Annotated in this window: 15 protein-coding genes; 1 reads left to right on the forward strand and 14 read right to left on the reverse strand. The window is 38.0% G+C overall.

What is annotated here, in order from left to right; genetic code table 11:
• Positions 1 to 16 precede the first annotated feature (16 nt).
• The 13 genes from fabZ to GY23_RS05815 all read right to left on the reverse strand — a co-directional run bounded on the left by fabZ (position 17) and on the right by GY23_RS05815 (position 10,845).
• A complete protein-coding gene (fabZ, locus tag GY23_RS05755) occupies positions 17 to 520 on the reverse strand; it encodes a 3-hydroxyacyl-ACP dehydratase FabZ (RefSeq protein WP_075618925.1) in 504 nt (167 codons plus the stop codon).
• Positions 521 to 525: 5 nt separating this feature from the next.
• On the reverse strand, positions 526 to 813 hold the full coding sequence (locus GY23_RS05760) for a phosphopantetheine-binding protein (protein ID WP_075618278.1): 288 nt from the start codon (positions 811 to 813) through the stop codon (positions 526 to 528).
• A gap of 25 nt (positions 814 to 838) precedes the next feature.
• Complete coding sequence (fabG, locus tag GY23_RS05765) at positions 839 to 1,585, reverse strand: 3-oxoacyl-[acyl-carrier-protein] reductase (RefSeq protein ID WP_075618279.1); 747 nt, start codon at positions 1,583 to 1,585, stop codon at positions 839 to 841.
• A 49-nt stretch (positions 1,586 to 1,634) separates the two neighbouring features.
• Positions 1,635 to 2,579 carry an ACP S-malonyltransferase gene (gene fabD / locus GY23_RS05770; RefSeq protein WP_075618280.1) on the reverse strand — a complete coding sequence of 315 codons (945 nt, stop codon included), beginning with the start codon at positions 2,577 to 2,579 and terminating at the stop codon, positions 1,635 to 1,637.
• Complete coding sequence (locus GY23_RS05775; protein WP_075618281.1) at positions 2,576 to 2,992, reverse strand: acyl-CoA thioesterase; 417 nt, start codon at positions 2,990 to 2,992, stop codon at positions 2,576 to 2,578. The genes fabD and GY23_RS05775 overlap by 4 nt, the downstream gene beginning before the upstream one ends.
• A gap of 61 nt (positions 2,993 to 3,053) precedes the next feature.
• Positions 3,054 to 4,304: an ABC transporter permease gene (locus GY23_RS05780; RefSeq protein WP_139311081.1), complete on the reverse strand. Its 1,251-nt coding sequence runs from the start codon at positions 4,302 to 4,304 to the stop codon at positions 3,054 to 3,056.
• A 15-nt stretch (positions 4,305 to 4,319) separates the two neighbouring features.
• Positions 4,320 to 5,321, reverse strand: a complete 1,002-nt coding sequence (locus GY23_RS05785) for an ABC transporter ATP-binding protein (protein WP_084544035.1) — start codon at positions 5,319 to 5,321, stop codon at positions 4,320 to 4,322.
• 592 nt (positions 5,322 to 5,913) lie between these two features.
• Entirely contained in the window at positions 5,914 to 6,930 is a 1,017-nt protein-coding gene (gene rfbB, locus GY23_RS05790; protein WP_075618282.1) for a dTDP-glucose 4,6-dehydratase, read from the reverse strand.
• Positions 6,927 to 7,784: a dTDP-4-dehydrorhamnose reductase gene (rfbD, locus tag GY23_RS05795; protein ID WP_075618283.1), complete on the reverse strand. Its 858-nt coding sequence runs from the start codon at positions 7,782 to 7,784 to the stop codon at positions 6,927 to 6,929. Before rfbD ends, rfbB begins: the two co-directional genes overlap by 4 nt.
• Positions 7,781 to 8,347, reverse strand: coding sequence for a dTDP-4-dehydrorhamnose 3,5-epimerase (gene rfbC / locus GY23_RS05800; protein ID WP_075618284.1), 567 nt, complete (start codon positions 8,345 to 8,347; stop codon positions 7,781 to 7,783). The genes rfbD and rfbC overlap by 4 nt, the downstream gene beginning before the upstream one ends.
• Positions 8,337 to 9,248 (reverse strand): glucose-1-phosphate thymidylyltransferase RfbA, encoded by a 912-nt coding sequence (rfbA, locus tag GY23_RS05805; RefSeq protein WP_075618285.1) that lies wholly within the window; start codon positions 9,246 to 9,248, stop codon positions 8,337 to 8,339. The genes rfbC and rfbA overlap by 11 nt, the downstream gene beginning before the upstream one ends.
• A 626-nt stretch (positions 9,249 to 9,874) precedes the next feature.
• Positions 9,875 to 10,366, reverse strand: coding sequence for an immunoglobulin-like domain-containing protein (locus tag GY23_RS05810; RefSeq protein ID WP_161487573.1), 492 nt, complete (start codon positions 10,364 to 10,366; stop codon positions 9,875 to 9,877).
• A 2-nt stretch (positions 10,367 to 10,368) separates the two neighbouring features.
• Entirely contained in the window at positions 10,369 to 10,845 is a 477-nt protein-coding gene (locus tag GY23_RS05815; RefSeq protein WP_075618287.1) for a hypothetical protein, read from the reverse strand.
• Positions 10,846 to 11,208: 363 nt separating this feature from the next.
• Between GY23_RS05815 and GY23_RS05820 the strand changes: the two genes are divergently transcribed.
• Positions 11,209 to 11,724, forward strand: a complete 516-nt coding sequence (locus GY23_RS05820) for a YcxB family protein (protein WP_075618288.1) — start codon at positions 11,209 to 11,211, stop codon at positions 11,722 to 11,724.
• A gap of 48 nt (positions 11,725 to 11,772) precedes the next feature.
• Here GY23_RS05820 and GY23_RS05825 read toward each other — a convergent pair whose 3' ends face one another.
• Positions 11,773 to 12,309 (reverse strand): GNAT family N-acetyltransferase, encoded by a 537-nt coding sequence (locus GY23_RS05825; RefSeq protein ID WP_075618289.1) that lies wholly within the window; start codon positions 12,307 to 12,309, stop codon positions 11,773 to 11,775.
• Positions 12,310 to 12,451: the final 142 nt, after the last annotated feature.

Raw genomic sequence — 12,451 nt, forward strand, 5'->3', positions numbered from 1 at the left:
CCCAATCAATTCTTTGTTACTCAGGACGTTGTGAAACTACGAGTACTCCTGATGCTACACACTCATGATTGACATGAGCCGAAACCTTTACTTTTGATAGGATTCCATAGCTCTTCCCTATATCTGCTCGTAGTCGCAGCTGATCTCCAGGAACGACAGGCTTCATAAACTTCATATCTTTTATTGAAACGAGATAGCCAACTCGCGAGGAAATATCAATGTCTTCCGCGACAGTTTCTGCGGTTGCTGCTACTTCCTCATTCGATTCCTTCATTGCTTCCAAAGCTCCCTTACAGTACACGACCGCTGTAAGTTGAGCCATTGCTTCTACAATCAGAACGCCTGGCATGATCGACTCATTCGGAAAGTGTCCTTCAAAAAAAGGCTCACTGATGGTCACGTTTTTAAGCCCAACGCCCGTCACGCCTGGTTTGAGCTCAACAATGCGATCTAATAAAAGAAAGGGCCATCGATGTGGAATTGTTTTCTTGATTTCATTTACATCCATTACCACTTTCATCGCCATCACTCCTCCGTGTTCTCAACAATATAATCGGCTAACTTGTTGATCGAGCTAAATACCTCAATATTGTCATCATAAACAGTGACATTAAACTCATCTTCAATCACAACAAATAATTCAAGTGCGTCAATTGAGTCCAATCCTAAGCCCCGTCCGAATATAGGTTGATCATCGGTGATCAATTTCGGATCGATTTCCAAATCCAATCTTTCGACAATAATTTCCTTCAATCGATCTGTTAGTTGTCTTCTTTCTTGTGCAAGTTCTTTCGTTTCTAAATATGTAAGCATGTTTTCACTACCCTCTCTCTTTTCATTATCCGTTTATTAATCCACCATCGATGGTGAAGACTTTTCCTGTGATATAGGAAGAATCATTTGAACTTAAGAACGATACTAATTTCGCGACTTCTGCTGGCTTGCCCATCCGTTTTAAGGGGACTAATTCCATCATTTGAGCCAATGTTGCCTGATCCATTGATTTAGTCATATCTGTTTCGATAAACCCTGGTGCTACAACATTTGCACGAATATTGTACTGCGATGCTTCTAAAGCTAAACTTTTTGTAAATGCGATAATTCCACCTTTTGAGGCAGAATAATTTGCTTGCCCCCTTGCACCTGAAATCCCACTAGTAGAGGCCACATTTACGATGGTTCCTTTTTTATGGATCATCATTTGCTTGACGGCTTCTCTTGTACACAAGTAAGTACCGCGGAGATTGACATTGATTACATCATCCCACTTAGCGCTGCTCATCAATGGAAGGAAACCATCTTTAGTAATCCCGCTGTTATTGACGAGAATATCCAGTCTTCCATAGAGTTTTTTCACTTCTTTAAATAACATTTTGATTTCTTTCTCGTCTGACACATCGACTTTCATGGCAATTGCTTTGCCGCCTGCGTTCTTGATTTCTGAAAGTGTTTCTTCCATTTGAGTGCTACTGCTCACATACGTCAGGACCGTAGTGACCCCTCGTTGTGTCAATTCCATTGCAATGGCTTTTCCAATTCCTTTAGATGCACCAGTCACAATCGCGACTTCATCTCCTGTATACAATCACTTCACCTCTTTTTGAAATGTAACTCCCTTTTTATAGGGAAACTCTTTATACCTGCAAAGATAGTTTCTTAACCTTTTTCATGTTCTTTTTATAAGACATGACAGATTCAGTAGAGATCGTTACGACGTCTTGTAAATCAAATGCTCTCAATAAACCCGATAAGTTTTTACTCGGCCCTACTTCAAAAATATCTGTTGTGTCAAAAGTGGAAAGACAGTCAATCGTTTGTCTCCATAAAACTGGTCGTGTACATTGTAGTTGGATGTCTTCAAGGATTTCATTTTTATTTGTTGCTACTTTCGCATTGCAATTCAAGATGACGGGGATTGCTGCATCTTCTACTGAAAACTGATAGATATAGTCCATGAATTCCTGTTCCATTTCTTGCATTAAACTTGAATGGAACGCTTGGCTGACATTCAATAGTTTTGTTTTGATACCAGGAATTTCGTCTACGGATTGTTTAAACTTTGCAATCTTTTCGAGTTCACCCGAGAAAACAACTTGTATGGGCGAGTTATGAGCGGACATCTCGACTCCAAAATCAAACGCTTTTTCAAGAACCTCTTCTAATTGTTCTTCTCTTGATCCCACTACCGCTACCATATTTCCGAGTTTCTTGACTGCCGCCATACACTTCCCTCGTTGATGAACAATCTGTAAAGCATCTGCAAAAGTAAGTGAACCCGCAGCGACCAATGCGGAGAATTGCCCGACACTATGACCAGCCACAACATTTGGTGTAATCCCTTCGCTTTTCAATAAGCGATACATCCCAATACTGGAGGTCACAATTGCAGGTTGAGCGATCTGAGTTGCGGTCAATTGATCATTTGGACCAGAAAAACAGAAATTTTTTAGATCGACCCCCAGAATGTCGTTTGCTTCCTCGAATAACTCTTCATAAATGAATTCGTATTGGTTATAGAAGTCTTTTCCCATCCCTACATGTTGAGATCCTTGTCCAGGAAATATAAAAGCTGTACTCATATGTCGCCTCCAAAGAATGTATCAATTTTTTCATTAATATGATCTGGCAGCCTTAAAATCAATGTCCCATCCGTTCGAGTGAAGGCATGTTCAGAACTCCCTTTTGCTAAGAGCGTTCTGCCATGTTTTCTGTAAACGTTGTAAACAAACGTAAGATAAGCTTTACTAGGTTTGATCAATGCCGTCTCCACAATGACGGTCTCTCCAAATTTTGCTGATTGCTTATAGTTACAATTGATGTTGATGACGGGCATATAGAGTTGATTATGGGCTTTCCCAAAATCGATGCCCGCCTCTTTGGAAAGTTGAATTCTCCCCATTTCAAACCAAGTAAAATAATTGGAATGATGGACAACCCCCATCGGATCACATTCCTTATACCGAACAGGAATCTCAACTTTAATCCATTTCATTTAAGTACATCCCTCCATTCGATGCGTTGATTGTTTTCATGCAAATCCCATCTTTTTGAAGTCAGTTAAAACGGAACATACGGACAGATAGGAATAGAAAGACAACGCCCATCCCGAATAGAACACTGATTGAAGGCAAAATGGATGCCATTCCTTCTCCATAGATTAAGAGATTATTAAATGCACTCATGGACCAAGCTGTTAATGTAACGTGTGCAACGGTTTGAAGCCATTCAGGGACGATATATAACGGCCACCAAGAACCACCAAGTGCTGACATGGATAAAACAATTAGTAGAGATACACCACTAGCTTGGGCACGCGTCTTGCAAACGGATGCAATCAACATAGCTAGTCCAGTTGCAGCAAAAGCGGTTGCTACGATTAATGTAATTAAACCTAGGATTGAATTTCCTACCCACATGCCAAATGCGAAATGTCCGACTAAAAAGAGGACAAACATTTGGAAGAGCGCGGTTAAAAAGTTTGAAAGCATTTTTCCACCTAAAATGGACAGTCTCGAAATGGGCAGTGTTTGCAGTTTACGCAATGTCCCGCGTTCACGTTCCTCTAGTAAACTAGTTGCCGCAGCAGTTGTTCCTAAAAGGACAAACATGACCGCATAACCTGGAACATTTGATTCAAACGGCGTGGTTTCACGTGCTTTGTCGCTAGTTTCCATCTTTTCAACTTTCACTTGAACGGGTGGATTTGCAGTGAAATGCTCACTTTGCTCACCAATGGTTGCGATCTCGTTCGTCGGATCGATGGTCACACCGTTCAGCTCTTGCGTTTTGCTTACAATACTTTGTACAGCTGTAACACCAACTGAATTCACGACGTTTGCCATGGATAGTTTTGAGGTATATTGAGACAATACATCCGTTACTACACCAGGAATCACTCGGTCTACTGGATCCGTCAAGACGATGAGTTCAGCGTTCTCACCATTTTTCACATTTTCAGAAAAACCTTTCGGAATGATAATCGCTGCTTTCTTATCGACGACCAAACGTTGAGCTTCTTTCCGAGTCATCAGGGATTCTTTGCCATCATCTGATTCATACGTATCGATTAATTTCAAGATTGGTGTTTCCTTCAATACACTGAGCAATTCATCTGTAACTTCACCTTGATCTTCTACCACGATTGGAATGGAAAACTGTTCCACTTCACCTTCCGTAAACATTCCGGATAATGCAAAACTAGCAATCGCGATAATGATGACGGGAGTTAAGATTAAATAAACAAGTCCCGGTATATCCCGTAAGAAAATACGTAAATCTTTAGCTGCCATGTTCCAAATATTCAATTTTTTCTCTCCGTTCTAATCCCGTAATTTTTTCCCTGTGAGCTTCAAAAACACATCTTCTAAATTTGATTCCCTCACATTAAATTTACTGACAACCAATCCTTTCTCACGTATGATACGCAACACTTCTTCAGTTCTTTCTAGTAGTTCACTGGAATTAATATACAAGGTTTCATCTATGTAATTAACTGAATCCACATTTTTCATATTCTTGATTTTTTCAATGAGACTTTCATCAACATCTTTCATCTTGATTTCCAGTTGTTTATGTCCATGTTTCTGCAATAAAGAAGAGGTATCGTCAATATCCAACACAGTTCCTTGATCATATATGGCTACTCGATCACAAAGGGTTTCTGCTTCCTCCATGTAATGCGTGGTGTAAACTACGCTCATATTAAAGTCACTAACTAACTTCTTGATCGTTTCAAAAATATGATTACGAGATTGTGGATCGACTCCAACAGTTGGCTCATCCAGGAGCATTAATTTTGGATGATTTAATATACCAATTGCTAAATTCAGACGTCGTTTCATCCCTCCTGAAAACGATCCGACTTTTTTGTTAGCGTATTTATGAAGTTGGGCCATTTCTAGTGCTTCATGAATTCGTTCTTTTTTCAGTTTCCCTCTTAACCCATACAAGTTTGCAAAAAAAGCAAGGTTATCATAGGCCGTAAGTTCCATATAGAGTGCGAGATCTTGAGGGACCAAACTGACCATTTTCTTGATTTTGTTTAAATCTTTTAGGATATCGTGTCCACCAACTGTGGCTTTCCCTCCATCAGGTCTTAATACCCCAGAGAGCATCGAAATTAATGTGGTTTTCCCTGCGCCATTCGGACCAAGGAGACCAAGTACCTCACCTTCATACATTTCAAAATCCACACTCTTTACAGCAACAAAATTACCGAAGGATTTTGATAACCCTGTGGCAGAAACAATCTTGTTCTTGCTAATACTTCCTCCAACATGTATCTCATCATTTTGATCAACATCTGCTAATAACACGCTCATTTTCCCCCACCTTTATTCAATTTCCCTTTTTAAATATGCACAAATTAATCACCTAAACTAACAGTAAATAACGTACCACATTACTATTACTGCAGTATTAATTTAGTGTAAATTCATGCTGATTCTTCAATAAAAGGATAAATTTGAGAAACACAACTTTACTCACACTCCAAAATCTATATGTAGTGTACATAGAGCTATATTCTATTGCTTTCGTCTATATCCTTTATATTTCTACAGTTTTTTCAATACACTGATTTTAAAATTATGTAAATTAATGTATTTTAACTAGGTATAAATATTTTCTTAATTGGTTCTATTGTTATTATTTTCTAATTATTATTTCAAGTTTTCTTGCTAATATTCATTTTTACTGGATATTTACTCCCTCTTAATTGGTATTATTTTCATTGTTTTTATTTTACAATTCCATTATTTGAGTTTTCTTTTTATTTTCAAAATCACTAAAATTAATCATTTTGTCCTATAAATAATTAATCGCGCGTAAACTAAATTAAAGGAAAAAACAGGAAACACTAGGTGGATTCACCTGGAAGTTCCCTGTCTTTGTGAATAATTTGGCACAAATCTACTACTTTTCTTGTAAGTCAAAGTAAGTCTGATAGGACCCATCAATAATTTGTTCCCACCATTCTTTATTTTCCAAGTACCACCCGATTGTTTGGAAAATTCCTGTTTCAAATGTAAAGATAGGGGTCCATCCCAATTTCTCTAATTTAGATGGATCAATTGCATAGCGTTTATCATGCCCTAGACGATCTTCGACAAACTTGATTAATTCTTCCGATTTACCTAGCGTGCGTATGATTGTTTTCACCACGTCTAAATTGGTCCGTTCATTATGACCACCGACATTATATACTTCCCCATTTACCCCTTTATGTAGAACTAAGTCAATGGCCGTGCAATGATCGTGAACATGCAACCAATCCCGAATATTCTTGCCATCCCCATACACTGGTACTGCTTGGTCATTTACAACTCTTGAAATCGTTAAAGGAATCAATTTTTCAGGGAAATGATAGGGTCCATAATTATTTGAACATCGCGTAATGTTCACTGGAAGATGGAAAGTTTCATGATATGCCCGTACGAGTAAATCAGATGAAGCTTTACTGGCACTATATGGGCTATTCGGTTGCAATGGAGTTTCTTCCGTGAAGAAAGTGGTCGGATCAAAATCCAATTCTCCATATACTTCATCTGTTGAGACATGGACAAATTTTTGAATTTTGTATTCTTTCGCTGCATCTAACAGAACTTGCGTACCCAATACATTGGTCACGACAAAAATCTCTGGATTCGTAATGGAGCGATCGACGTGACTTTCTGCAGCAAAATGAACCACATAGTCAAATTTTTCGGATTCAAAAAGAGATTGAATGGTACCATTATTCGTAATATCTGCGTGAATAAAATGATAATTAGGTTGGTCCTCTATATCTTGATGTTTCGTCAAATCACCTGCATAGGTCAACACATCTAAATTGTAAATATCATAATCTGGATACTTTTCCACCATATATTGAACGAAATTCCCTCCAATGAAACCTGCTCCACCAGTCACTAACACCTTCTGTTTCTTCATACTTCCACCTCCTGTTTTAATTCAGCCAAATAGCGTCCAACTGCGTCTTGCCAGGATGGTAACACGTTAAATCCACATTCTCTCAGTTTTTGTTTGGACATTTTTGAATTTTTTGGTCGTATTGCTCTTGTTGGATACTCCTCTGTTGTAATGGAATTGACGATTACTTGTTTACCCGCTTGCTTAAAAATTTCCTCGGCAAACTCAGACCAACTACAGACCCCCTCATTCGACGCATGGTAGAGACCATAGTTTTCCGTTTCTATCATATCTAGTATTAAACGAGATAGGTCTGCCGTATAGGTCGGTGAACCCATTTGATCATGTACAACGTTTACTGTGTCATGTGTTTCCGAAAGTCGCAGCATGGTCTTAATAAAGTTATGCCCATTTATTCCAAACACCCAAGAAACACGAACAATAAACCATGCATCAAGAATTAGTTGAAGTACTTGCTCCCCCTCAAGTTTTGTTTTTCCGTAATACCCAACAGGTTGAGGGACACTCATTTCAGTAAAAGGCTCTGTTCCTTGACCATCAAACACATAATCGGTACTGATATAAACCAATTTAGCCCCGATTTTTTTCGCTACTTGAGCAATATTTTTTGTGCCAATGACATTGACGTTATAACACATCTCTTGATCATCCTCAGCTTGGTCCACTGCGGTATAAGCAGCACAATGAATAATCACAGTTGGATTTAATGTCTCTACATATGTATGTACCTTTTGTTTGTCGGTTATATCTAAATCACTTGAACTCGTTCCATACATGTCATAGTTTCTCGACTTTCCTTCTTTCACCACATCATAGCCAAGTTGACCACTATACCCGGTAACTAACACTCTCATTGCTTGTCACCAAATATAAAATCATTTTCTGCTTCTTTTAATAAGGGAGCTTGTTCATCCTTTGCTGAAAGGACCGGTATTAGATCAACCGGCCATTCAATCGCAAGTTCAGGATCATTCCAACTAATTCCGCGATCATGTTCAGGTGAATATAAAGCGTCCACTTTATACTGTACCTCCACATCATCCGTTAACGTCATAAATCCATGAGCAAATCCTTTTGGCACGTATAATTGCTTTTTATTGTCTGCACTTAACTCAATTCCAACCCAACCGCCAAATGTTGGACTGCCTTTTCTGATATCTACAGCCACATCAAAAATCGAGCCGCGGGTACATCTGACGAGCTTCGTTTGTGCTTGTTGATTCAATTGATAATGTAGGCCACGTAATGTACCTTTTGACGCAGAAAATGAATGATTATCTTGAACAAACGAATGTGGAAGTCCAGCTTGTATAAGAGTTTGATCGCTATACGTTTCCATAAACCACCCACGGTGATCACCAAAAACAGCTGGCTCAATGACCACCACTCCGTCCAGTTTGGTTTTATTAATATTCACCCATTGCCACCGCCTCTAGCTTTTTCTCCAGTTCTACTTGGTTAGCTAACCGTAATAAATAGTGTCCATATTCACTTTTTGTTAATGGTAGTGCCAATTCTAGCAATTGTTCTTTCGAAATATATCCCTTTCGATAGGCAATTTCTTCTAGGCAGGCGACTTTTAAACTTTGACGTTTTTCAACTGTTTCGATAAAAATGGATGCTTCCAATAATGATTCATGTGTCCCAGTATCTAGCCAAGCAAAGCCCCGACCCAACAATTCGACCCTCAATTTACCACGTCGCAAATAGATCTCGTTGACTGTGGTGATTTCTAATTCCCCTCGTGCAGAAGGTTTGATTGATTTTGCAATTTCAACCACATCGTTATCATAAAAATAGAGACCTGTAACCGCATAGGTAGACTTTGGCACAAGAGGTTTTTCGACGATGGAGATGGCTTGTCCTGCTTCATCAAACTCCACTACACCAAAACGCTCTGGATCTTTGACGTTATAACCAAAGACAGTTGCCCCCTCAGTCCGACCGGCTGCACGCTCCAATGTTTTGGTAAATCCATGTCCATAGAAAATATTATCTCCTAATACTAAAGCAACCGAATCCTGACCAATAAATGATTCTCCGATAATAAACGCCTGGGCAAGTCCATCTGGAGAGTGTTGAACTTCGTAGGTTAAAGTAATCCCAAGATCGCTTCCGTCACCTAGAAGTTGTTCGAACCTTGGGGTATCCTCTGGTGTTGAGATAATCAAGATTTCACGAATACCTGCCAGCATTAAGACAGATAAGGGGTAGTAAATCATCGGTTTGTCATAGATTGGAATGAGTTGCTTTGATATGGATCGAGTTATCGGGTAAAGTCTTGTTCCGCTTCCACCAGCTAGAATGATGCCTTTCACATGATCTACTCCATTCAATTTAGATTATTCAAAAAGTGTTATCATTTTCCTAATTTCGACAGATAGTTGGAAAATCCTTCAATCCATATGAAATGGCATGGTGAATTCAAACAATAGTCCTCGCAGGAATGCCAAACCCTTTGAGATTCATAGCTTCCTTAACAAACATAAAAGGATTCATTTTGCTTCAGTAATGCCTATATCTCTAATCATATTTTATTATGTGAATTATTAATGTTTTTTTCTTGTAAATTCTTGGTTCACTTTATAGAAAAAAGCCGTCGAGTATACAAATTCGGCAGCTTGATACTTCAATTGCGACGGCAAAATGTTTAGCATGAGATTCAAGAAGTATGATATGCACATACCCGTGGGCCTCATGCTGAACTCTCTTGCGGAAGATGTTCTTTCAGACGTCGGTCCCTATTTTTCAGACGTTACCTCGCTTTTTTCAGACGTCGCCCCTCTTTTTTCAGACGTGAAGTTCAAAAAGTCAGATTGAACCACCACTCACCCATCCAATCTATTATCCTGAGAGTTAGATCAAAGGGTAAGTAAATAATGCAACATGTAAATAAGAAACGACCGAATAATTTCGGTCGTTGTCTGCTATCTATATTAAGAACTCATTTAATAACTTCAAACTCATCCTCTAGTAAAAACCTATTCTCGGAAGATCCTAGTTTGCCCACTAGCTTATACTGTCCTTTTTTTAGCGAAAACCTATCTAAAACTATTCTGACATGATTACCGGGTATTAAGAGGACAGAAGTATCGTCTACATCCAAGTAATCCATATTCCATGCCGATGGGATGATTGCATGGCCAATATCAGTGAATGGACCTTTTTCTTCTTCCTGAGCAACTTTTTCCCATTCATCGATCTTTTTCTTATAGATCTTCCAATCCATGCTGCAGGTTATATGGTTAGGTCCCCAGTTTTCAACCATTAACGTGATGGTCTCATTTTCTTTGTAAGTAGGCTTCATGACATTAATGGCCATATTGTAATCTTCGAAGCTTGTATAAAGGGGATCAAATCGCACGTCCTTAAAATCTCTGTTTGCATCTCTGATCGTGATCGTATAACGATATAATTTTCCTTTTTCATCCGGCATTTTCACTTTAGCAATTCATAATCAAGGATAGGGCTCGTCACAACATTATGTTTATATTGGCAAACCTTCGCAGAGAATCCTTCCACTTTACTATCTTCATCTAAGAAAATCTCATCTATTTCAAACCCAACCATATCCGGTCTCTTAATGGTCGGGCCCATGATATTATAGTAGTGTTTTTGAGTTTTATCTAAATCGAATTTGGGGATTTCTGTACTCGTAAGTTTGGAAAACCGCAAAAGATTTTCCTTAAGCGGATAAGAAAAATTTTCTTTCGCCTCGTGAATGACGATAGGATATTTCTTATCAAATAAAGCTAATAACTCATACTCGAAATATATTTTTTGTAAGATTTTATTTTGATAGTCCACAAACTCTGGTCGAGTGGAAACATGATAAAAATCTTCTCTTTCTTCGTCATACTTATTTTTATTTGGACCATTCTTTATAAATCCCACTAGCTTTTTAAGTAGATTCACTTCGAAATGTTCTTTCAGTGTTCGATTAACAAACAGCGATTAATATAAATAAAATGATGGATCCCATTATGCCATTTGGACTACCCATAACTTTGAAAAGCTTTCCTAACGCTGACCAGTTAAACACTTCGCTGAAATTTTCCATCAACAAAACCTCTTTAATCTATGTAATTTGTCATATAAAGCTTATTATATTGGAATTACTTATGAATAAACAGATAAGAATCTCGACAACGTTCGACATGAAAAGGACTACTTTTATGAAGGACCTACTAGTTTTATAGGTTGACGTCGATTATGATTAATCTAAAAGAATTAGGAATATTGGCGTATCTATAATGAAGCAAAATAGGAGTGGGATAAATGGAGATTAGTTATAACCTAACGGAAGACGATTACATATCATTTAACTTGTACCATATGAACAATTCAAAAACTGGCATCCGAGCTTTAAGGATCCAAAGATTTTTACTTCCAGTCTTTATTATTGCGTTATCTTATTTTATGACGCTTATTTTGGATACATCTTTGTCTGCGATGCTAGTAACTAGCTTATTGTTTAGCATTGTATGGATCATCTTCTATCCAAAATATTTCACACGTACCATTGCTAAAAATGTAAAGAAAATGCTAAAAGAAGGTGACAACAAAGGGATTCTTGGTGACCAGCACATGTCGATTAAAGAGGATGGCATAGTCGTTACCACCAAATTTGGTGAAACCAAAGTGAGTTGGGAAGGCTTAAAAACCTTGAAAGAGGACGACAACAATTTTTATCTTTATGTTGGCGCAATGAATGCTTACTTAATTCCTAAGAGACAGATAGCGGTTTCAAATGAGTTAAGAACTTATATTAATTCGAAAATCGAGTACAACTAATCAATGAAAAGGCGGCTGATGAGACAAAATCAGCCGCCTTTTTCAACTTCAATTTCTGGCAGATTTCCGTAACACCGTAATAAAACCATCCAATATGTCATGACTGACAGAAAACCCTTTTCGTTTATAGAATTCCAATGCATCATCATTGCCATTTGAGACAAAGATAAAATAATCCTCAACATCTTCAAATTGCTTCAACCACTCCATCGACATAGTGAAAAGGGTAGATCCAATCCCATACTTTCTGTATCCTTCTTTAATATAAAATTGGGACAGACAGCCTACATTATTTCCACTGACAGTGGCAAGATTAAAGAAAGTTGCAAAGTCATTTGAATAGGTCTCTTTTGGAGAAATATTTGAATATACATACCCTACTATTTGATCTTCATCTTTAACTATCACTGTATAATTGTGGATTGCTTTATTAATGGAAGGAATCAACCGTGTGTCAAAATTCATGTTGTCAAACAGTTCGGGTGTGATGGAAGCTTTCGATTTCTGAAAGGCCATAAGTTCATTGCAGGCATCTCTACAGAGTTCAATATTTTCATCTGGCAGTACTTCATAGGTTAAGTTCATATTTCTCCACTCCTTTTATCATAATCCGTCTTTATATATCTAAAATAAATTATACAATTGTTGTACATAAACAGGTATCTGCTGATTATAAAAAAAGAAACCAACACCTAACTAGCTGTTGGATTCCCTAATTCACACTATT

The organism is Paenisporosarcina indica (assembly GCF_001939075.1).
Lineage (GTDB): Bacteria > Bacillota > Bacilli > Bacillales_A > Planococcaceae > Paenisporosarcina > Paenisporosarcina indica.

Coding starts and splice junctions, on each gene's coding strand:
- fabZ (WP_075618925.1), bottom strand. CDS start 520: ATGAAAGTGGTAATGGATGTAAATGAAATCAAGAAAACAATTCCACAT.
- GY23_RS05760 (WP_075618278.1), bottom strand. CDS start 813: ATGCTTACATATTTAGAAACGAAAGAACTTGCACAAGAAAGAAGACAA.
- fabD (WP_075618280.1), bottom strand. CDS start 2,579: ATGAGTACAGCTTTTATATTTCCTGGACAAGGATCTCAACATGTAGGG.
- GY23_RS05775 (WP_075618281.1), bottom strand. CDS start 2,992: ATGAAATGGATTAAAGTTGAGATTCCTGTTCGGTATAAGGAATGTGAT.
- GY23_RS05785 (WP_084544035.1), bottom strand. CDS start 5,321: ATGAGCGTGTTATTAGCAGATGTTGATCAAAATGATGAGATACATGTT.
- rfbB (WP_075618282.1), bottom strand. CDS start 6,930: ATGAAGAAACAGAAGGTGTTAGTGACTGGTGGAGCAGGTTTCATTGGA.
- rfbD (WP_075618283.1), bottom strand. CDS start 7,784: ATGAGAGTGTTAGTTACCGGGTATAGTGGTCAACTTGGCTATGATGTG.
- GY23_RS05810 (WP_161487573.1), bottom strand. CDS start 10,366: ATGCCGGATGAAAAAGGAAAATTATATCGTTATACGATCACGATCAGA.
- GY23_RS05820 (WP_075618288.1), top strand. CDS start 11,209: ATGGAGATTAGTTATAACCTAACGGAAGACGATTACATATCATTTAAC.
- GY23_RS05825 (WP_075618289.1), bottom strand. CDS start 12,309: ATGAACTTAACCTATGAAGTACTGCCAGATGAAAATATTGAACTCTGT.